At 64.8% G+C, this 20,165-nt stretch carries 22 protein-coding genes and 1 tRNA gene; 6 read left to right on the forward strand and 17 right to left on the reverse strand.

Annotated elements, in window-relative coordinates:
- Positions 1 to 3: 3 nt before the first annotated feature.
- The 8 genes from QF046_RS08625 to QF046_RS08660 form a co-directional block, all read right to left on the reverse strand.
- Positions 4 to 1,047 carry a BMP family protein gene (locus tag QF046_RS08625; protein ID WP_307368522.1) on the reverse strand — a complete coding sequence of 348 codons (1,044 nt, stop codon included), beginning with the start codon at positions 1,045 to 1,047 and terminating at the stop codon, positions 4 to 6.
- A gap of 119 nt (positions 1,048 to 1,166) precedes the next feature.
- Positions 1,167 to 2,051 (reverse strand): 3-hydroxy-5-phosphonooxypentane-2,4-dione thiolase, encoded by an 885-nt coding sequence (gene lsrF, locus QF046_RS08630; RefSeq protein WP_307368526.1) that lies wholly within the window; start codon positions 2,049 to 2,051, stop codon positions 1,167 to 1,169.
- A gap of 50 nt (positions 2,052 to 2,101) precedes the next feature.
- The gene (locus QF046_RS08635) at positions 2,102 to 2,479 is read right to left on the reverse strand and encodes a cupin domain-containing protein (protein ID WP_307368528.1); all 378 of its coding nucleotides are present in this window, start codon (positions 2,477 to 2,479) and stop codon (positions 2,102 to 2,104) included.
- 30 nt (positions 2,480 to 2,509) lie between these two features.
- Positions 2,510 to 4,477 carry an SDR family oxidoreductase gene (locus QF046_RS08640; protein ID WP_307368531.1) on the reverse strand — a complete coding sequence of 656 codons (1,968 nt, stop codon included), beginning with the start codon at positions 4,475 to 4,477 and terminating at the stop codon, positions 2,510 to 2,512.
- A gap of 1 nt (position 4,478) precedes the next feature.
- Positions 4,479 to 4,991 carry a cupin domain-containing protein gene (locus QF046_RS08645; RefSeq protein WP_307368534.1) on the reverse strand — a complete coding sequence of 171 codons (513 nt, stop codon included), beginning with the start codon at positions 4,989 to 4,991 and terminating at the stop codon, positions 4,479 to 4,481.
- A complete protein-coding gene (locus tag QF046_RS08650; RefSeq protein WP_307368538.1) occupies positions 4,984 to 5,964 on the reverse strand; it encodes a nucleoside hydrolase in 981 nt (326 codons plus the stop codon). The genes QF046_RS08645 and QF046_RS08650 overlap by 8 nt, the downstream gene beginning before the upstream one ends.
- A 6-nt stretch (positions 5,965 to 5,970) precedes the next feature.
- Complete coding sequence (gene mtnA, locus QF046_RS08655; RefSeq protein ID WP_307368541.1) at positions 5,971 to 6,978, reverse strand: S-methyl-5-thioribose-1-phosphate isomerase; 1,008 nt, start codon at positions 6,976 to 6,978, stop codon at positions 5,971 to 5,973.
- 203 nt (positions 6,979 to 7,181) lie between these two features.
- A complete protein-coding gene (locus QF046_RS08660; RefSeq protein ID WP_307368545.1) occupies positions 7,182 to 7,904 on the reverse strand; it encodes a GntR family transcriptional regulator in 723 nt (240 codons plus the stop codon).
- 246 nt (positions 7,905 to 8,150) lie between these two features.
- On the opposite strand from QF046_RS08660, the gene mtnK reads away from it, so the two are divergent.
- From mtnK to QF046_RS08675, 3 genes are all read left to right on the forward strand, one after another.
- Positions 8,151 to 9,464 (forward strand): S-methyl-5-thioribose kinase, encoded by a 1,314-nt coding sequence (gene mtnK / locus QF046_RS08665; RefSeq protein WP_307368548.1) that lies wholly within the window; start codon positions 8,151 to 8,153, stop codon positions 9,462 to 9,464.
- Positions 9,461 to 10,498 (forward strand): Gfo/Idh/MocA family protein, encoded by a 1,038-nt coding sequence (locus tag QF046_RS08670; RefSeq protein WP_307368550.1) that lies wholly within the window; start codon positions 9,461 to 9,463, stop codon positions 10,496 to 10,498. Before mtnK ends, QF046_RS08670 begins: the two co-directional genes overlap by 4 nt.
- Positions 10,499 to 10,828: 330 nt before the next feature.
- Complete coding sequence (locus QF046_RS08675; protein ID WP_307368553.1) at positions 10,829 to 11,263, forward strand: hypothetical protein; 435 nt, start codon at positions 10,829 to 10,831, stop codon at positions 11,261 to 11,263.
- A 195-nt stretch (positions 11,264 to 11,458) separates the two neighbouring features.
- Here the strand turns inward: QF046_RS08675 and QF046_RS08680 are convergent, their stop codons facing one another.
- From QF046_RS08680 to QF046_RS08690, 3 genes are read right to left on the reverse strand one after another with little or no spacing between them, the layout of a single operon-like run.
- Positions 11,459 to 11,713: a glutaredoxin family protein gene (locus QF046_RS08680; RefSeq protein WP_307368556.1), complete on the reverse strand. Its 255-nt coding sequence runs from the start codon at positions 11,711 to 11,713 to the stop codon at positions 11,459 to 11,461.
- On the reverse strand, positions 11,710 to 12,216 hold the full coding sequence (locus tag QF046_RS08685; RefSeq protein ID WP_307368559.1) for a hypothetical protein: 507 nt from the start codon (positions 12,214 to 12,216) through the stop codon (positions 11,710 to 11,712). Before QF046_RS08685 ends, QF046_RS08680 begins: the two co-directional genes overlap by 4 nt.
- A gap of 3 nt (positions 12,217 to 12,219) precedes the next feature.
- Positions 12,220 to 12,888, reverse strand: a complete 669-nt coding sequence (locus QF046_RS08690; RefSeq protein WP_307368562.1) for a ParA family protein — start codon at positions 12,886 to 12,888, stop codon at positions 12,220 to 12,222.
- 114 nt (positions 12,889 to 13,002) lie between these two features.
- Between QF046_RS08690 and QF046_RS08695 the strand changes: the two genes are divergently transcribed.
- The 3 genes from QF046_RS08695 to QF046_RS08705 are packed head-to-tail and all read left to right on the forward strand — an operon-like array spanning position 13,003 to position 14,958.
- Positions 13,003 to 13,593: a hypothetical protein gene (locus tag QF046_RS08695; protein ID WP_307368566.1), complete on the forward strand. Its 591-nt coding sequence runs from the start codon at positions 13,003 to 13,005 to the stop codon at positions 13,591 to 13,593.
- Positions 13,586 to 13,810 carry an AlpA family transcriptional regulator gene (locus QF046_RS08700; RefSeq protein ID WP_307368568.1) on the forward strand — a complete coding sequence of 75 codons (225 nt, stop codon included), beginning with the start codon at positions 13,586 to 13,588 and terminating at the stop codon, positions 13,808 to 13,810. Before QF046_RS08695 ends, QF046_RS08700 begins: the two co-directional genes overlap by 8 nt.
- Entirely contained in the window at positions 13,807 to 14,958 is a 1,152-nt protein-coding gene (locus QF046_RS08705; RefSeq protein WP_307368571.1) for a hypothetical protein, read from the forward strand. The genes QF046_RS08700 and QF046_RS08705 overlap by 4 nt, the downstream gene beginning before the upstream one ends.
- Positions 14,959 to 14,977: 19 nt before the next feature.
- Here the strand turns inward: QF046_RS08705 and QF046_RS08710 are convergent.
- The 6 genes from QF046_RS08710 to QF046_RS08735 form a co-directional block, all read right to left on the reverse strand.
- Positions 14,978 to 15,069, reverse strand: a tRNA-Ser gene (locus tag QF046_RS08710).
- Positions 15,070 to 15,142: 73 nt separating this feature from the next.
- Positions 15,143 to 16,144 (reverse strand): LacI family DNA-binding transcriptional regulator, encoded by a 1,002-nt coding sequence (locus tag QF046_RS08715; RefSeq protein WP_307368575.1) that lies wholly within the window; start codon positions 16,142 to 16,144, stop codon positions 15,143 to 15,145.
- Positions 16,145 to 16,231: 87 nt separating this feature from the next.
- Positions 16,232 to 17,515, reverse strand: a complete 1,284-nt coding sequence (locus QF046_RS08720) for an ABC transporter substrate-binding protein (RefSeq protein WP_307368578.1) — start codon at positions 17,513 to 17,515, stop codon at positions 16,232 to 16,234.
- A gap of 53 nt (positions 17,516 to 17,568) precedes the next feature.
- Positions 17,569 to 18,222, reverse strand: coding sequence for a hypothetical protein (locus QF046_RS08725; RefSeq protein WP_307368581.1), 654 nt, complete (start codon positions 18,220 to 18,222; stop codon positions 17,569 to 17,571).
- A gap of 2 nt (positions 18,223 to 18,224) precedes the next feature.
- Positions 18,225 to 19,124, reverse strand: a complete 900-nt coding sequence (locus tag QF046_RS08730) for a carbohydrate ABC transporter permease (RefSeq protein WP_307368584.1) — start codon at positions 19,122 to 19,124, stop codon at positions 18,225 to 18,227.
- Positions 19,121 to 20,116 (reverse strand): carbohydrate ABC transporter permease, encoded by a 996-nt coding sequence (locus QF046_RS08735; RefSeq protein ID WP_307368588.1) that lies wholly within the window; start codon positions 20,114 to 20,116, stop codon positions 19,121 to 19,123. The genes QF046_RS08730 and QF046_RS08735 overlap by 4 nt, the downstream gene beginning before the upstream one ends.
- Positions 20,117 to 20,165 lie beyond the last annotated feature (49 nt).

Raw genomic sequence — 20,165 nt, forward strand, 5'->3', positions numbered from 1 at the left:
GAATCAGCCCAGCGTCGTGGGGACCGCGATGGACCCGTCGACGACCTCCTGCTTGTACTTCTCGATCTGGTCGATGATCGACTGCGGCACGAGATCGCCGTTGCCCTCGAAGGTCAATCCGACGCCATCGTTCGCCAAGCCGAAGGATGTCGCCTCACCGTATTTGAGCGTGCCCTCTTGGGCCTGCGCGATCGCCGTCACGATGGTTCCGCCCGCGTTCTTGAGCATCGAACCGAGCACGTGTCCGGGCTGAAGGTCGTTCTGGTTGATGTTCACACCGATCGCGTACTTGTTCGAGTCCTTCGCCGCCTGCAGCGAACCGATCGCCGATCCGCCCGATGGAACGTATACGACGTCGGCACCCTGGTCGTACATCGCCTTGGCCTGGTCGTATCCCTTCGCCGAATCCGTGAACGAGCCGACGTAGCTCACCAAGACCTCGATGGTGGGATCGACGGCCTCGACGCCCGCTTCGAAACCGACCACGAAGTCATTGATGATGGCGACGTCCTGTCCACCGACGAGTCCGACTTTCTTGCTGCCCTCGGAAAGCGGGAACGCGTCGGTCTCGGTCGTTGCGAGCGCCGCGAGAACTCCTGCGAGGAAAGAGCCCTCGTTCTGCATATACGTGATGGAAGCGACGTTGGGCGCGTCGACAACGGCGTCGTACAGGATGTAGTGCTGGTCCGGGAATTTGGGCGCATCCTCGGTGAGGATGTCGAACATGCTGAATGTGCCCGTGACGATGACATCCCACTCGCCAGTGGAGACAGACTGCAGATTGGCCTTCCACTGAGCGGGGTTGTTCCCGTCAGCCTGGAGGGTGTTGGTCTCGTGACCATCACCTTCCAGCTTGTCCATACCGGACTGCGCGTCGTCGAAGAAGCCCTGGTCTCCAAGGGCGCCCGGCACAACGTGTGCGACGGAGATTTCGCCCGAGGCGCCGTCATCCGTTCCGCTAGGGGTTTCGGCGGGTCCGGTGCAAGCACTCAAGGTCACAACGAGCGCAGCCGCGGCCGCGACAGTGCTGAATCGCGAGATCTTCATGTCAACTCCTTTGTATTCATGTGGGGTTTACTGCGTGGTGGCGCTGCTCGCCGGCCCTCGGGGCGCTCGCACTGCGCAGCACCGCGAGGATCGGCGAAGGTATGCGAACGTCGCGTCGGTCAGTCCGAGGCGCCGTCCGAAAGGTCTAGGTACTGCCGGTGGGCATCCTCCGGGGTCGCGTTCGCGTGGACGATCGACTGCACGGCGAGCATCATGGCCTCCGGCGCTTCACGCTGGAAGATGTTGCGGCCCATGTCCACGCCGGCGGCTCCCTGATCGAGGGCCTTGTAGGCCATCGTGAGGGCATCGATCGCCGGCAGCTTCTTACCGCCGGCCATGATCACCGGCACCGGGCACCCGGCGGTGACCTCTTCGAATCCTTCGTCACAGAAGTACGTCTTCACGAGCTGGGCGCCCAGTTCTGCGATGATTCGCGTCGCGAGGCCCAGGTAGCGAGAATCGCGCACCAGTTCCTTGCCGACGGCGGTCACGCCGAGAACAGGGATGCCGATCCGCAGCCCGTCGTCGACGAGGGTGGTGAGGTTCTCGATCGACTGGGTCTCGTGCTCACTTCCGACGAATACTTGAACCGCGACGGCGGCCGCGTCGATGCGGGCCGCATCCTCCATACCCATCGCCAGTCGCTCATTTGAGAGGTCCTTCAGAATGGACGGTCCGCCGGAGGCGCGCACCACGAGCGCGTTGCGGTTGGATGCAGGCACAACGGAGCGGAGGATTCCGCGCGTGGCCATGAGCGCATCCGCGTGTGGCGCCAGGGGAACGATGTTCAGGTCGACGCGCTCCAGGCCGGAGGTCGGGCCCTGAAAGTAGCCGTGGTCGAACGCGAGCATGACGGTCTTCCCGTCCGGACGGAAGATGCGAGACAGCCTGTGCTGCATACCGTAGTCCAGTTGCGTCGCTCCCTTGACCGCCAGGGCAGGGGTCTCCTGAGCGATGCCGATGCCGTAGTCCTTCGCGGAGATGTTTCCTTCGAGATCAGCCATGATGATTTCCTTCGTTCGGGATGGGGTTGGTGCGTGCGAGCGATGAGCTATCAGGCAGTGCTGCCGGATGCCGACTCGCGAGGGTTCCACGGTTCAGCGTGGGTGTCGCCCGGACTGGACGGCGACTTGATGAAGAGGAGTCGGAACGCGCTCCCGGTCTCATTGATCAGATAGTGGTGCTCGCCCGGCTCGCAGCGGTAGACGTCACCAGTGCGCATGGTGTGTCTGTACGCTCTCTCGATCCACAGCGTGCATTCGCCTTCGAGGGCGATGAATGTCTCATCGCAGTGATTATGGAAATGGTTCTCCACCTCATCTCCCGGACGCAGCATCAGGACTCCGATATCGCTGCTCGAGCCGTTGACGAGGTATGCGGGGCCCCATTCCCCGTTGCGGTACTCGGGGTTCTCCGTCGATGCGTACTTCACGTCCTCGCCTCCCTGTGTTCGGTCATCGGCTCAGATGACACGTTCGTTCCCGCCGTCGATGGGGACCTGAGCACCGGTGGTGCACGCGAAGGTGTCGTCGACCATGGCGCGTGCGAGTCTGGCGACCCCCGAGCTGGTCACTTCTACACGCAGGAGATTTCGACGCTTGTACTCGTCAACGCTCATGCCGTAGTGGTGCGCCCGTTTTGCCAGCAGTTCCGGAGTCCACAGGGCCGTATCGAAGACGGCATCCGGATGGATCATATTCACCCTGATTCCGCTGGCCGCCCATTCCAGGGCGGCGACACGGGACAGTTGAACCAGAGCGGACTTCGATGCCGAGTATGCGGCGGCTCCCGGCCCCGGCGCCCTGACGTTCTTGGAGGCGACCACCACGACCCGGCCACCGCCTGGCGCGAGGGCGAGCAGAGGCTGAGTGATCGCGAAGAGGTCGGCGACCGAGTTCACGTTGATGTCCATGGCACGCCGCCACGCGTTCATGTCGAGTTCTGCCAACTGCTGCGAGGGCGGGAAGATTCCGGCGGAGACCACCAGAATGTCCAGCCCGCCGAATGCGCGGACCACCTGCTCGATCGCGGCGCGCTGCTCGTCGCCACTGGTGACATCCACCTGAATGCCCAGCCACTCGGGGCCGTCGAATGCATCCACGATCTGCGGGTCGATGTCCCACCCGACCACGCAGGCGCCGGCATCGAGCATCTCTGCCGCTATCGCACGTCCGATCCCCGATGCCGCACCCGTGACCAGCGCGATGCGACCGGCAAGAGGCTTGTTCCGAAGCGCTCTCGCCAGCTTGTCCCGCTCCGCAGACCAGTGCTCCAGCTCGAAGACGTGCTGCGCATCGATCGGCTGGTAGCCGCCGAGATCCTCGGCGGCGGCGACGACGTCGACCGTGTGCAGGTAGATGTCCTGCGCGGCCTGCGCTTCGGATCCGGTGCGCCCTGCGGTGAGCAGTCCCAATTCTGCGTCGACGATCACGCGGGGTGCTGGGTCGTGCGCCGGAGTCTGCGTGCCTTGCGAGTGCTGCGCGTGGTAGCTGTCGTAATCGGCTGCGTACTGCGCGACGTCGCGTCCGCGCAGGGGTCGGTATCCGGTGAGGATGACATGGTCGGGCGTGATCGGCCCCCGGGAGACCGCGGCCATCAGACTGTCGGATGCCAGCAGGTTCGCGGCCTGGTCGTCCCGGACGTTTCGCACGATCATGGGTCGGCCGGCGAAGTCGCTGAGCTGCTGCCGCAGTCGCGCACGGTCCGCGATGCTGCTCGCCGCCTGATGCACAGGCGCATCCGCTGGCCGATGGCGCTCCGCGATGTAGCGATCGGCGATCTCGACGAGTTCGACGTGACGTTCCAGCGCCTGTTGCGGGGTATCGCCCACCGTGAACAGACCGTGGTTCACAATGACCAGCCCCCAGGCCTCAGCCCGCTGCGAGGCGTGCGCGTTCCAGGCGTCAAGACACGCAGCCGCCGCGACGGGTCCGGGCATCGTGTAATCGACGACGATGACTCTGCCTCCCAGCGCCTCCTGCACGAGACGCTTGCCGTCAGCGGAGTTCGTGAGCGTGAGGATCGCATCCGAGTGGGAATGCAGCACGGCCACATGCGGCAGAAGTGCGTGGACCAGGGACTCCACCGATGCCGGAGGGGCTTCCGGGTCGAGGCACGCCATCGTGAGTTCCCTGGCGAGATCGTTGGCCGCCAGTTCGGTCGGGGGAAGCAGACGGCGGAGGCGGTCGAGCCGCAATGGCGTGAATCCGTCCGGGGAGATGGTTGCCATATCGTGGCCGCTGCCCTTGACAAGCAGCGCGGGGATCTCCTCCCCGGTGACGTCTGTCCACGTGAGCTTCACCGATGAGTTACCGCCCCCATGCAGAACCAGTCGGCTGTCGCGACCGATCGCACGGGAGGCTCTCGCGATCTCGGACAGCAGCGCGCTGCCGTCGCCATCGAGTCCCACTCTTGGGTTCGACAGTGTCATCTCACGCCTCCTGTTCATGCGACACGCAGATCGTCCCGTTCGAGATCTCCTGCAGTTCGCAGCCCGGCGTCAGGTACTCGATGCGCCCGGCCACCTCCGGGTAGGCGGTTTGAAGAGGGACCCGGCATCCGATGTGGAATCCCTCGGGCGTGTACTGCGGGGCCAGAGTCGTTCCCACCAGGGTCCAGTCTCCGAGGGAGGACACCCCCTGCCAGCACCCGGCAGGCGCGACGAACTGCGGACGCTGACCGGAGCGCAGGTCCATGCCCAGCACCGGTTGCTCGACGGTGCCGTCGGGGTGCAGCACGAGCATCTGCAGCGCGGCTCCGCCGTACCAGTGCCAGATCTCCGCGGAATCGAGCGCGTGCAATGCAGAGACGTCGTCGCCGGAGGTGAGGTAGTAGATCGCGCCCGAGTACGCGTTCTCGAACGTGCTGCGGAACATCCCCCCTTCTACGGGAAGGCGCTCGAGGCCCAGCATCTCGATCACGTCGTCGGCTCTGAGATCACGCATTGTCTCTCCCTGGAATTGTGGCGAAGTCGTGGATCAGTGCGCCCACGATGAGGCGTCGCACGGCATCGCGATCCACGTCGGATACGAACGTGTGCGCTGTGCCGTGGGCAGCCGCAGGGTCCCCCCAGACGGAGGCGCGGCCCGACTCGTCCCAGTGCACGGCGGCCGGCAGGCGCTCGACCCTGCGGATGAGGGCCGGGTCGAGGAAGACGGCGGCGGCGATCGAATCCCACACCGTGAAGGCTCGATCACCCAGACCGTAGGAACGCGTGACGAAGTCCGAGTAGAACGCGGTGGCGTCATGGATGAATCGTGCCTGCGGTGAGCCGTTTCGCGCATGTTCTTCGAGCAGCGCATAGGGGACGAGGAACGTGCCCCCGATATCCATTCCCACCCAGGTGATCGGACCCTCGGCGCGTGAGACGATCTCGGCCGCCTCCGCATCGCTGTTCATATTCGGATCGCCCACGGCCAGATAGTTCTGATACCCAGCCACGCCCGAGGCCGCCTGCCTGCGAGCGCCCATGCCGCCCATGATCACGACAGATCTGAAGCGCGTGAGAACCGTGGGGTCCACGCGCAGGGCATCAGCGACATTGCGCACGCAGCCAAGCGTCAGCAACTCGACCTCGCCCGGCCGCTCATGAGCGATGCGCAGGATCTGTTCGCTTGCCGGCTCCGCAGAGAACGCCGCGTTCTCCGGTGTGAGTCCAAGTTCACCGAGGCCGTCTGACCCGTGCACGAAGTCGGCGTACTGCTGGTCGTCGCCCGCAGCACGTCCGATGGCGACCGGCACGTCCGCCCGGTTCGTGAGCTCCAGGATGTACCGTGCGTTCGATGCCGCGTCGTGCACCGAGCAGTTTCCGAAACTGCTGGTCACCGCGACGACGTCGATATCAGCACGGCTGAGCAGTACCAGTAGTGCCAGTGCGTCGTCGACCCCTGTGTCGGTGTCGATGATGATGCTGCGCATGAGCCCTTATCCGATCTGTGAAGTGTCGAGAGAATCACCGCGATCGAAGCGCACGACACGGCTCTCCGTGACGATCGCGGTGATCAGGTGATGGGGAGTGACGTCGAAAGCCGGGTTCAGCGTCTGCGTTCCCACGGGAGCGGTCTGCCTGGTGCCCCAGTGGGTGACCTCGTCCGACCCGCGATCTTCGATCTCGATCTCTGCGCCCGATGCGGTGGCCGTGTCGATCGTCGACTCAGGGGCGACAACGATGAAGGGAATGCCGGCGTGCTTCGCGGCCAGCGCCAGCGAGAACGAGCCGATCTTGTTGGCCGTGTCTCCGTTGGCGACGATACGGTCGGCCCCAATCAGCACGGCGTCCGCCTTCCCGCGGCTGAGCAGGAATGGACCCGCAGAGTCGATCGTGAGTTTGAACGGTGCGCCCATACGCGAGAGCTCCCAGGCAGTGAGGCGGGAGCCCTGGAGCAGCGGTCTGGTTTCCAAGGGGATGACCTCCTCGAGCCAGCCCTGCTCGTGAACGGTCTGGATGACGCCGAGCGCCGTGCCGCGCTCGACAGCGGCGAGGCCTCCGGTGTTGCAGATCGTCATGACGCGCAGCTTCGCGTAGGGAACCAGCTCGCGCAGGAGATCAGCGCCGTTGCGTCCCATGTCCGTGCAAGCGGCGATGTCCTCGTCCCTGATTCGCAGAGCCTCCTCAAGGACGGCTTCCGCTCCGTCGGAGAGCTTCGACAGAGCACGGTCGACACCCCAGGAGAGGTTGACCGCCGTTGGACGGGCTTCGCGAAGCTCTGCGGCCAGACGGCGAACGGACTGCGGGTCTGCACACTGGTCAGCGAGCTGCGCCACTCCCATCGCCCCTGCGACGCCGAGCGCGGGTGCGCCGCGCACCGCGAGGGCCTGAATCGCCTCGATGACAGACGCGGGTGTCTCCAGCAGGCGAGTGGTCACCGTAGTCGGCAAGAGGTTCTGATCGATGATCTCGATCGCGCCGTCCACCCAGTCGATTGTTCGCATTCCATCTCCAGTGATGATCATGTTGACTTACAACTCGTTATCAACACGCATAACTATGGGTTACCACCTGGACCAATGTCAACTCCCGAATAGCAACCATCATGAGGGTGCTTGGGAGGACGGCGGACAGATAGCTCGCGCGCACGTGCGCGCGAGCGACACCCGCCGCACGCTCAGCTCCCCGCCACGCGGGAGGAACGACCTCAGATGCTGCGGACGACGAAGAAGGCGTAGCGGCCTTCGATGAAGTATGTGCGGGAGTACAGGACGAGTTCTCCCGAGGAATCCCTGTGCATCTGGCTCAGCAAGAGGAAGAGTCGATGAGACGTCGCACCCGGACCCCATCCGACGTAACCGGATTCCACGGCGTGCAGTTCTGCCACCGCGGTGGTGGGCGCTCGATTCAACGTCTCGCGTGCAAAGTGGAACAGCGATCCGTCGACGTCGTCAACATCGAACTCCTCTGGCAGCAAACTCGCGGGAACCAAGTCGTAGGAGTAGGCCAGAACCTCGCCGTCCGCCAGTATGGTGCGGCGGATCTCCAGTACTGACGTGTCTCCGGGCACGTCCATCCGGTCGGCCTCTTCGGGCAGGACCTCACGGATGAGCCGGCTCGCGAAGACGACTTCGGGATTGCGCCCCGTCGCGCGGATCGATTCGGTGATGGAGCTCAAACGCTCGAGCCCCGTGCGCACCGTCGGCTTGTCCACGACGAACGTGCCCACCCCGTGAGTCGTCTGTACCAGACCGAGCACGGCGAGCTCGCGGATAGCTGCGCGGACCGTGGGCCGCGAGACCTCAAACCGTGCACTGAGCTCATTCTCGGGCGGAAGCTTCGACCCTGCCGCGAAATCGCCTGACGCGATCGATGAACGCAGCTCTTGCGTGACCTTGGCTACAAGTGAGCCCGCTCGCGACTTGCCCATATGGATCCGCTTCACTCCAAAGCTCTGCGACCCCTCGAATGCGGGCCTCTGAGTGACCTGTTCCTCGACGTCACAACATTGACAACTACTGTTGAGCTATCTTACGCTACGGGTGTTGTCTTACAACTGTGACAACACGGTTACAAGAACCCTGTTCCACTCCTCCCCGAGTATTCCTGATGCTCACGGGAACCAGGCTGACGATCATTGATGATCGTCGTTCGATCACCAGAGAGGTTGACAAGAATGGGACACAACAGTCGCGAAGATTACGAGATCCTCGACGTGGACTCCGTCGCCGACTACCTGCGCAGCCGACCAGCACTCGCCGAGCGCATCGATGCCGACCAACTCGAGGACATCGCCGAGATCGGCGATGGAAACCTAAACCTGGTCTTCCTCACCCATGATCGGTCCGGACGCGGACTGTGCCTGAAGCAGGCCCTGCCGTATGTGCGGATGACCGGTGACAGCTGGCCGATGACGCCCGAACGCGCACGATTCGAGGTCGACTCGCTGCGTCTGCATGGGAAACTCGCGCCGTCCACCGTGTGCGAGGTCGTCGATTACGACGCGGACCGGTACCTGATCGCCCTGGAAGATCTGAGCGATCACACAGTATGGCGCGCTGCGCTCAACAACGGGATCATTCATCAAGGGGCCGCCAAGGCGGTGGGTCAGTACATCGCGGCCGTCGCATTCGGGACCTCCGCTCTGGGAATGGACCGACATGTCCTCGCCGCCGTGCAGGCGAGGTCTCTGAACCCCGAGTTGTGCCAGATCACCGAGGACTTGGTGTTCACCGAGCCGTCGGTCGACAGCGGCAGAAATGGAACGATCCCCGCCAACCACGCGGATCTGCGCGAGCTCGCCGCTGACGAGGAGTTCGTCTCAGCGATGGGCCGCGCGAAGTGGAAGTTTATGACGCAGGCGGAAGCGCTGATTCACGGCGACCTGCACACCGGCTCGGTCATGGTGCGAAGTGCCAAGGGCTCCACGACCGACGACAGCGTCAAGGTCTTCGACTCCGAGTTCGCGTTCTACGGCCCCGTCGGCTTCGATCACGGGCTTCTCTGGGCGAATTTCGTCTTCGCCGCCGCTCGAAGCGTCGCTCTCGGTGAGGACGCTCGGGCCGATCAGATCCTGTCGTTCGTCGGCGAGTCCTGGCATGCCTTCGAGAACGAGATGCGCGCCCTCTGGCCCGGACGAATCGATCCCCGGGTCTGGCGCGAGTGCTTTCTGGAAGAGCGCATCGTCACGTGGCAAGAGGATTCCTGGCTGTTCGCGGCCGGCGAGATGTCCCGTCGCGTCGTCGGGGCGGCGAAGACCTCCGACATCGAGTCTCTTCCCGAGGATCTTCGAGAGGGCGCTGTCCGCGGCGTTCTCAACGCGACCCGACAGGTGGTTCGTGTCTACCGGCAGAACAGCACGCCGGAATCCTTCACGAAGATCGTCGGCGATGCGCTTCGCGAGGCGCGCACGACGACTCAGCGTGGCGAGGATGTCGAGCCCGCCGCGGTGCAGGACACATCTGCATCAATCGCCGGCCTTCATTCATGATGACGTCCGCGAACGTTGTACCGGTGTTCATGGGCTCCGGTCTCATCGCTCACAGTCATGCCCGAGCCCTCGTCGAACTGGGCCACCGCCCCGCCGTCGTCTGGAGTCCCCGCGCCGATAGCCGGGACCGATTCGCCAGAGCATGGGGCGCCGTCTCCGCACCGTCGATCGAGGCGGCGATGGACACGGCAGGAGCAACGCACGTGCACATCTGCACGACACCGATGAACCATAATGAACCCATTCGAGCTGCGGCGGCGCGCGCACTGACCATCGTCAGCGAGAAGCCCCTCGCCCCTACCGGGGCTCTTGCGCAGGACGCCTTCGATGCCGTGCAGGGTACCCCGACAGAGGCATGGTTGAACTTTAACCGCCGAATGGATGAGGGCATCCAGCTTCTGAGGTCGATCATGGCTAAGGGCACAATCGGCACAGCCGTCTCGGTCAACGGCCACTATCGCCAACAGTGGAACGCCACCCCGACCGGGCTGGATTGGAGACTTGATCCGAAGCAAGTCGGTCCGTCGCGCACAATCACCGAGATCGGCTCTCACTGGCTTGACCTGGCCGCGTTCGTGCTGGGCGCACGCATCACGGCCGCATCGGGCGTGCTCGGCTATGGTGGGCCGCGGGAGTATGTCACCGACACGGATCGTGGAATGGTGAATCCGCCCAACGATGACTTCTTCGCCAGCCTGCTGACGTTCGAATCCGGTGCCGTGGGGCAGGTGTACGGCACTCAACTCGCTCACGGAGCGTTCGACGAGATTGAACTGCGGATCGACGCGACGCGCGGCAGTGCCGTCTGGTCATCCGAGCATCCCAACCTGCTGAGATTCGGCAACAAGACGGAGGGGATGCGGACGGTAGGCATCGACTCGCCGACACGGTCGCTCAGCGCGAGCATCTCCGCGATCTATCAGGGAACGGCGCCCGAGCAGGGTGTCGCCACATTCTTGGATGGTGTGAACAATGCTCGGGCCATCGATGCTGTCCTGGCATCCGCGCGCACGAGGGCGTGGGTGGACGTATGACGCGGTCATTTTGATTGCACTCGGCCATCAGGTTGGTAGCAGATGACTAATGGGTGGTCGTTCTCCGAGTCTGCTGTGGCAACGGACGCGTCCGGGAGAAGCTTGGCTCTCCGCGCCGCGCGCCGAGCTGTCGAGAGCGCGTGGTATGACCTCAAGATGAGGCAATCATCGGGAGTCCAAGCGTGAACAAGTTTGAGCAGGTGATGAGTCGAACATTTTGGGCTGCCGGGCCGCCGACACCCGGCTTCGACGCGTGGTCTACGCCGCATGCGGGAAAGGCAGCCGGCGGAGTTCGTCACTCCAACGGAGAATGAGCAGAGTATGCGGCACGTGAGTGCACCGATCGTGGCTGCCGCGGATAGCCCGTTGGTCGGGCGGGTGTCCGTGCTCGATGCCGAACGGTCAGAGTCTGGGATGCTGAGCGGAGCATCCGTCGCGCTGAGCACTGCACGGTCAGAGGCGATGAGCGCTCTCGACGTGACCCAGTGGTTGAGCGAACTGCGACACACCACCGAGTACGCATGCTCTCTGCGAACCGTCCCCGCCCCCGCTATTAACTCCCTCATCGAGCTGCATGAGATGGCGATCCGACGCGTCGTGCCGGAGCTGCCCGTGCCGCCGGGTTCTGAGGTCGTGAGGATCCAGCAGCAGAAGTTGGCAGCAGATCTCGCTGCTCTCAAGCGCCTGCAGGTGCAGCCAGAGGTCGTCGATGTGGCCGCCCCTACTGTCACACCCGCGGAGTCGGGTCCTTCGATCTCCCGGTGAGTCGATCGCGCATTCTGGCGCCGTCCGGATAGCTGCCGATCCTTAGTGGGCGGGGGCTGGGCAGTGCCGCGTCGTGGAATACCGGACTGAGCGCCAGCGAGGGAGGATATGCCGCGAAAGCGCGGAACGGACCAGCACTCGGTCCACTATCCTCTTGCAGCCGGCGGTGCCGTCAACACGGGCATCCCACTCCGGTCAACCGAGTCCGAGACCAGCCGCGATCCCGTCTATGAGGTCTGGTCGGAACCCGGACCACCGTGCAAACCCGACTTCGACGATCGGCGCTTCGCGGTAGCCGAGCTCGTCGACGAGGAAGGCACGTACGGCAGCGTTGTGTTCGGCCTGGATGTCGACCAGGTCGTATCGGATGCGGAGCGCGTCGAGGCGCTGGCAGGTGAGTCGGCAGCGTTGGCAGGACGGCCCGGTCGAGTACACCGTGACACGCGTCATGACTTCGTCCCCCATCCGCTAGCCGGGACCGCCGCGTCGCCGGAGTGCGAGTCTCCGCGCGTTCGTGACTCCGACGCCTCGGCACATCCGATGTCCCGAACATCCGCAGTCCGCGACACCGCAACTCCCCCACTTCGGGAGCGCGCGCCTTCCAGACTCTGTGAGTCTGCGGCTTTCAAACTTCGGAAGTCTGGAACTCCGGAAGCCACAGAGCGTCGGAGTTCCACCTCGTCCGATCCGCGCAGCTCGCCCTGGTGGGCGAGGAGGAGGTCGATGGCGACGCGGATGAGGGTGTTCTCGGTGATGCGCTCACGACGCGAGACCCGACGGCGCATCAGCGAGCGGGCGAGATTCGTCAGCTGCGCGTACTGGTCCTCACGAACCCGGGTCTCCTTCCTGGTGAGCTGCGCGAACTTCGCGACCGGCTCCGCCGCGCCGTCCTGTTGGCGCGCGAGGCGCACCCGGGTCTTCTCCAGTCGCTCGCCGAGATTGACGTGCCCCATGATTCACCACGCTCCCTGCAACTGGGGGCTCAGCTGCTCGATCATCTCTAGGCCGAGTCGGGTGACGTCCCAGATCGCGCCCTGCGTGGTCCGGTTGTCCCGGACCGTCGTGACGAGGCTTCCCAGCACCGGAGCGTCAGCCTGCGCCTTGTACTGACGCAGGTAGGCGTCCAGGCGTGGAATACCGAGGGTGACGTCGAGGAGTTCCTTCCACGTGTCCAACTGCCCATGAACCCGCGGGTCAATCCGATTCAACAGAACCGCGAAACGGATGCCGCGCGGTTCGATCAACCGTTGAATCGTCCGCATTGTGGGCTCGACCGCGAGCGGCTCGGGCGCCAGGGGGACGATCACGAAGTCCGAGGCGTCGACGACCGTTTCCAGGGTGCGGGTATCCTCCAGGCTCCCTGGAGTGTCCACGATCACGAAGTCGTACTCGCCGGCGAGATGCGACAGGCGGGACAGGACCGACGGATGCTGACGTCCGGCGAAATCGAACGGCATGTGCTTGTCGGCGTTCTCCGCCCACCACACCGTGGACTGCTGCGGATCGACATCCACCACGAGCACACGATGCCGGCGCGACAACGCCGCCGCGAGCTGCATCGTGACCGTCGTCTTGCCCATCCCGCCTTTCTGGTTCGCGAGCGAAATGATCTTCAACTCAGACATCAGCATCACCCTTCTTGCGTATTTAAACTGGGTATTGACACAAGTAAACGTCTTAGTCGTACACTTGGCAAGAAGGATCTGCGAATCTCCAGTGCGGTAAGGCAAACTAAGGGGGTGAAGGTCGACGTGAACAATCTCGACGGCAAGACGATGACGTGGCACTCAGCCACGCAGCCCGTCGGGTCCGCGCTGCGCATAGCCCCCGCATTCGTAGCCTCCACCACCGATGAAGACACCGGTGTGGAGACCACAATCGAGGCGCACTATAACGCCAACGAGGGCCGCTACATCGTCACCGCGATCATCAACCGGGCAGTCCGGGACGACTTCGATCAGCAAGCACTGCGGCGAACGGCATCCGTCGCGATCCTGCAGGCTGCCATTCCTCACTGCATTGCTGTGCGGCTCACGGACGAGCCGGGTGACACGTGGACGTCCATTGCGGACCTCACCTCCGCGGAGGGTCGGATCATCCCGTCGTGGATGGCGGCTGCCGCGGTGAAACGCGGGATGAAAGACGAGCGGATGGAAGTCATCGAGATCCTCTACGGCGCAGCCGCACTCTCCGGCACACCACCCGTCCGTGCCGTGCAGGTCGAACTCGACATCCCCCACCGCACCGCCTCTGACTGGATCAAGAAGGCCCGCGACGCGGGACGCCTGGAGGGCATGACGTACAACGTCGGCCGCCAGGCAGATGGCTAACCCACAACTCACCGACACAGAACTCACGCCGGCCGCTGCCCTCACCCCGCTGTTCTACTCTGAAGAGGAAGCAGCGCTGCTCCTCGGCATACACCGCACGACCCTGCGCCACCTCGCCGTCGACGGCAAAGCACCCGTCCCGCCCGTGCACATCACCGAGCACAAGCGCATTTACCGACGCATCGACGTCGAACGCCTCGCGGGGGTGGCGACGTGAGCGTCGAGACGCGAAAGACGAGCGCGGGCAAGACGAGATACCTCGCCCGCGTCAAGGTCGGGAATGTCCAGGTTGCCACCAAGACGTTCCACCGGAAGAGCGATGCCGAGGCATGGGAGCGAGAGCAGAAGCACCTGCTGACCACTGGTCGCCCCCTTCCTCCGACCAAGTCGATCAGTCTGGGTGAACTGGTGGTGATGTTCCAGCGCGCACGAGAAAGCGGGAACCCGCACACCATAGACACGGACAATCACAACCTTGCCGCGCTGTCGAAGCGACTCCTTGTCCGACCCCTGTCGTCGATCCAGTCCGATGACGTCCGTGAGCATCTGATCGCCGAGTTGCAATCCGGGAAGGCTCCGGCAACCGTCGCGCGGGCACGGACGACACTCAGCGCCCTGTTCACGTACGCGGCCGAGCACGATCTGCTTCGCCAGCCGCATCCAGTCAGAACAATGAGGAAGATCCCCGAGCTCGGCATGGCGGCGCAGCGAACACTCAGCCTCAGCGAGATCCCCACTGCTCAACAGGTCACCGTGACTCTGGCGGCGCTCCGGGAACGGCGCTCCGACATTGCCGACGTGTTCGAGTTCATGTCCCTGACCGGGATCCGGTGGGGCGAGGCGCGAGCCGCGCGCGTGAGTTGGCTAAGCAAGCATGGACTGGAACAGCTCGACGTGGGACGTTCACACTCAGATGGATACTCGGAAAAGAGCCCCAAGTCCTGGCGTGGCACGAGATCGATACCGCTTTCGCCTCGCGCGGTAGAGATCTTCCGCGCCCACGCCGCCGGAAAATCATCCGGCAGCTACGTCTTCACCAACCGGCTCGGAGGACAGTTGTCCGCGAACCTTGTTCGCAAGTTCCCGCTCGGGTTCCGTCGACACGCGCTTCGACACTTCGCAGCATCGACGTGGTTGAGATTGGGCACGCCAGTCAACGAGGTGGCCGAGTATCTCGGAGATGAGGCCCGGACGGTTCTTACGACGTACGCGCACATCCTGGGCGAAGGCCAACGCCGGGATTTCGTCAACAGATTGGCCAATGCAGAGAGCAGATCTCAGAATCGCGTACACTCCACGTACACTTGGAGCCCAGATTCGTCCCAAGCGAGCGATCTGAGCGATCGGCCGGGCTTCGGAATCTAGCCCCTGACCAGGACTTTTATGGCGGAGACGGAGGGATTTGAACCCTCGGTCCCCTTGCGAGGACTCCACCTTAGCAGGGTGGTGCACTAGGCCGAACTATGCGACGTCTCCAGGCATCCGGCTCGAAAGAGCGTGGATGCGCGTTGTAATCATAACGGTTCCGCAGGGCAGTCACGAATCGAGATCAGCCGCCGCTGGAATCCCTCGCGACGAGTTCGGGCTGGAAGCGCACCCGCCGCTCATGGTCGACTCCGTCGAGTTCCTTCAGTAGCAGGTCGACCCCGGTCCAGCCCAGCAGTCGCGCGGGCTGGCGCACGGAGCTGAGCGGCACGACGGTGGCCGAGGCGAAGTCGATGTCGTCGTATCCGACCATCGCGATGTCCTCGGGAACGCGGATGCCGGAGCCGAAACTGAACGCCTGCAGCAATCCGACCGCGAGCAGGTCGTTGGCCGCGAAAACAGCATCCGGTCGATCTCCGACCGCACGTGCCGCGAGCAGCTCCCCCGCGGCCCGCCCCTGCAGCACTGTCATCGACGACTGCTCGATGATCTCGAGCGTCGCGCCGGAGGGCGCTGCCACGGCAGCCTCCGCTCCGCGCAGACGATCCGCGACCTGCTGCACGCTGCGCGGACCGCACACGAACGCGATCCGCCGTCGCCCGCCGTCGAGCAGGTGCTGCACGGCGAGCCGTCCGCCCTCGACGTCATCGACCGACACCGACGGAAAGGCCTCGGCATCGACCTCCCAGTCGACCAGGACCACCGGCATCCCGCCCGCGGCGAAGCGCTGCACCGACGCGAGGTCGTCGGATGCCGGCGTGAGCAGCACACCATTCACCCGCTGCTCCTGGAACAGCGCGAGATGCGCGTCCTGCCGATGGACGTTCTCATCGCTGTTGCCGAGCAGCACCGTCATCCCGGCCTCCGCCGCCCGATCCTCCGCACCGCGCGCGACCTCGGCGAAGAAGGGGTTGCCGATGTCGGGCACCACCAGTCCGATGCTGCGGCTGCGCCCGGCCCTCAACTGGCGGGCGGCGTCGTTGCGAACGAAGCCGAGCTCGCGGATCGCGTTCTGCACGCGCGCCACTGTCTGCACGGAGACCCTTTCGGGTCGGTTGAGCACGTTCGACACGGTTCCGACCGACACCCCGGCCGCAGCCGCGACATCCTTGACGCCAACTGCCATGCAGTTCCCCTCCCACTGCCGCCCGCGAAGGGCGTGCGTTCCACCTTCTCATCCCGAGCGGGTCTCACCCGGAAACGACGTCACCTCTCATTGCAGAATGACGTCGGCCTCGTCGAAGAACTGGTTCACCGCATCATCGACGGACACGGTTCCGAGGCCGATCTCGCGACCGAGGTCCCAGAACTTCTGCTCCAGGGATCCGTATCCGACGACCGGCACGGGCGGCGCCTCGCCGACGCGATCCGCGACGGAGGCGATGTAGTCGGCGACCTGCTTGTCGATGCCTTCCAGCGTGGTGCCGGCCAGCTTGCTCGACGAGGCGGGGAAGCCCAGGGTGGTGCCGAAGATGCGCCCGGCGTCCTCGCTGTTGACGATGAAGTCCAGGAACGTCGCGGCGGCTTCCGGATGCTTGGTGTTGGGCGCGAGCGCGATCTGCAGACCGCCCTGCTGGTAGAGGTCCTTCGACCCTTCGACCGCTGTGGGCGGTGCCACGATCGACATCGCCTTCGCGCCGGAGTCGGCGAGGTAGCCGCCGAGGAAGTTGCTCCAGCTCATCTCGCTCGCGGTCAGCTGACCGCCCAGGCCCGACTTCGGGCTGATCTCCTCGAGCCGCTGCTGGGGGACGGTGACGCCGTCGCGCAGTTCGGCGCCGCTGGACCAGTAGTCCTTCAGCTCGTCCTTCGTGAAGCCGAGCTTGCCGTCTGCGGTGTAGAGGTTCTCGCCTTCGGCGCGCAGCACGAGCTCGAAGCCCTGGATGCGCTGCGTGTAGTCGGTGCCGCCGAAGACCTTGCCGTCGGATGCCTCAGTGAAATCCGCCATCCAGGTGTTGAAGTCCTCGGGGCTGGAGCCGGCCTCGGGCGCCTGAATGCCGTATTCGGCCAGCAGATCCTCGTTCACGAAGTTCGCCCACATGCTGTAGCCGGTCGGCAGGGAGTACTGCACGTCGTCGAGCCGGCCGGTGCCGAGCAGCGAGTCGTCGAACGTGGAGAAGTCGATGTAGTCCTTCACCTTCGCCAGGTCCATCACGTGCCCGCTCTCGGCGTACTGACGCAGGTAGCTGTCCGAGAACTGGAACACGTCGGGAAGGCCGCCGCCGGCCGCCTCGGTCGCGCGCTTCTCCCAGTAGCTGGGGAAGTCGCTGAAGGTGACCTTGATCGTGATGTTCGGGTGCTTCTCGTTGAACGCCTCGATCAGCTGGTTGTAGCGATCAGCGCGGTCGTCGTTGCCCCAGAACGCGAAGTCCAGCGACACCTCCGCCTCGGGATCGTACGTGGCGGCCGGCTCCGCCGCGGCGCATCCGGCCAGCATCAGTGCACCGGCGGCGGCCGCCGATGCGACGACGATCAGACGTCGATTCAGGGATTTTCTCATTCTCGGGACCTCTTCCATAGAACTCTCGAACGGGTGTGACGACAGCAGAAGTTTCAGCGCCGACGGCGCACCGGGACGGCGACGACCGCCAGTGCGGCGCATCCGATCGCCGGGATGAACAGGGGGATCAGCGCCCAGGTCACCACGCCGACGAAGACGGCGGTGGCCGCGATGTAGAGCGCGCCGACGGCATCCGCTCGCACGATCCCGGGAACCTCACGAACCGCCGCCCGCCATCCGGCCTGCGGCGACCAGGCACCGGCTGCGACCAGTACCGCGACCGCCAGGATCACGAGGCCCGCCCAGCCGACGACCCCCACGATCTCGCCGCCGGGCAGTACGCCGGAGCGGGCCAGCACGACGTCCACGGTGAGCACAGCGGCGATCAGCACGGCCGGCACGCCGACGACCAGAGACGGCAGGATGCCGGTTCGCACATCCGCCCAGAACAGCGCTGCCCGGGAGTCCTCAGCCGCGGCGAACCGACGCAGCTGACGGATGCCCGCGGCCAGCGCGATCGGCAGGGTGACCACCGCCAGCGAGACGAGTGCGATCAGCAGGCCGACCGTGAGCACCTCGCCGAACAGACCGAACTTCGCCTTCGCCCCGGGATGCGGCCCGGCGACGAAGTCCTCGCCGACAGGACCGGCACCGGAGCGCGCCTCGCGCACTGCGGCCCGGTTCCCACGACGACGAGTCGGCGACATGCTCAGCCCTTCAGACCCTGCGTGGCGACCCCGTCCACGAGGAAGCGCTGGAACACGATGAAGAACAGCAGGATGGGGACCAGTGCCACGAACGAGGCGGTCACCGTCGCGCCGTAGTCGGCACCGCCGGATGAGGCGTCGTTGTAGAGCCGCAGGGCGATCGGGAGCGGATAGTTCTCGGGGCTGGTCAGATACAGCAGCGGACTGAGGAAGTCGTTCCAGGTCCAGATGAACGCGAAGATCGCGCAGGTGATCAGCGCCGGCCGGATCAGCGGCAGGATGATCGACCAGAAGATGCGCAGGTGTCCCGCCCCGTCGATGCGCGCCGCCTCATCCATGTCGCGCGGCATCTGGCGGATGAACTGCACGATCAGGAACACGAAGAACGCCTCGGTGGCCAGGAACTTCGGCAGGATCAGCGGGATGAAGGTGTCGATCCAGCCGAGCTTGTTGAAGATGATGTACTGCGGGATGATCACGACGTGGAACGGCAGCAGCAGCGTGCCGATCATGGCGGCGAACAGGATGCCGAGACCCTTGAACTGCACGCGGGCGAATGCGTAGGCGGCGAGCGCCGACGACATCACCGTGCCGACCACCGCGGAGGCGGCCAGGATGAGCGAGTTCAGGAAGAAGCGCCACATCGGCACTCCGGCGATGCCCTCCATGACCTTGCCGTAGTTGTCCAGCGTGGGGCTGACCGGGAACAGGCCGGGGTTCTGCCCGAACTCGTCGTTGGGCTTGAAGGTCGACAGGAACAGCCAGACCAGCGGGTAGAGCACGATGACGGTGAGGATGATCAGGCCCACCATCCAGATCACGGTCTGGACGGTCTTGCGCTTGACCCTGCGCCGTGCGGGGGCAGCCACCCGGCGGGTGCTGTCGGCGGTCGTGGAGGTCATTTGTCGTCTCCTGCGTAGTGCACCCAGGACTTCTGCGTGCGGAAGAGGATGAATGCCAGCAGGGCGACCACGATCAGCAGCACCCAGGCGATCGCTGCGGCGTAGCCCATCTGCCCGTCCGAGAAGCCCCGCTTGTAGAGGTAGACGGTGATGAAGTTGGTCATTCCGGCGGGTCCGCCGGTGCCGTTGGAGATGATGTACGCGGATGCGAAGACCTGGAACGCGCCGATCAGGCCCAGCAGCAGGTTGAAGAACATCACCGGGGAGAGCATCGGGATGGTGACCGCCCGGAATCGGCGCCACGCACCGGCTCCGTCCATCTCGGCGGCCTCGTACAGCTCCTTGGGGATCTGCTTGAGTCCGGCGAGGAAGATGACCATGGTCGAGCCGAAGGTCCACACGTGCAGCAGGATCATCATCGGCAGCACCATGGCGGGGTTGCCGATCCAGCCGCCGAGGTCGATGCCGAAGATCTGCAGGCCGCTGTCGACGGGGCCGTCGGTGGCGAACATGGCCCGCCAGACGATGGCGACCGACACCGAGGCGCCGATCAGCGATGGCGCGTAGAACGCGGAGCGGAAGAACCCCGAGCCCCTGTCGCGGTAGTTCAGCAGCATCGCGACGCCGAGCGCTGCGGCGAGCGTGATCGGGGTTCCCACGAACACGTAGATCAGGGTGATCTCGGCCGACTGCAGGAACACCGGGTCCTTGGTGAACAACCGGATGTAGTTGTCGAAGCCGATCAGCCGCGGCGGCTGGAAGATGTTGTACCGCGTGAACGACAGGTACAGCGAGTACGCCATCGGCACGAGGGTGAGACCGAGGAAGCCGATCAGCCACGGTGTGAGGAATGCGAAGCCGACGGCGGTCTCGCGTCGCGCGCGAGTGCGCTGGCCGGGGCGGGTCGGGTCAACCTCGCGTCGGCCCTTGCGCAGCAGATGCGCGCTGGGGCGGTCTTCGGTGACGATGACCCTTGTCGCAGTGGTGCTCACGGGGCTGTCCTTCCGGGTGTGCGGGCGGGTGTGGAGGGTGCGCCGGCGG

The sequence above is a fragment of the Microbacterium sp. W4I4 genome (genome assembly GCF_030816235.1).
Classification (GTDB): Bacteria; Actinomycetota; Actinomycetes; order Actinomycetales; family Microbacteriaceae; genus Microbacterium.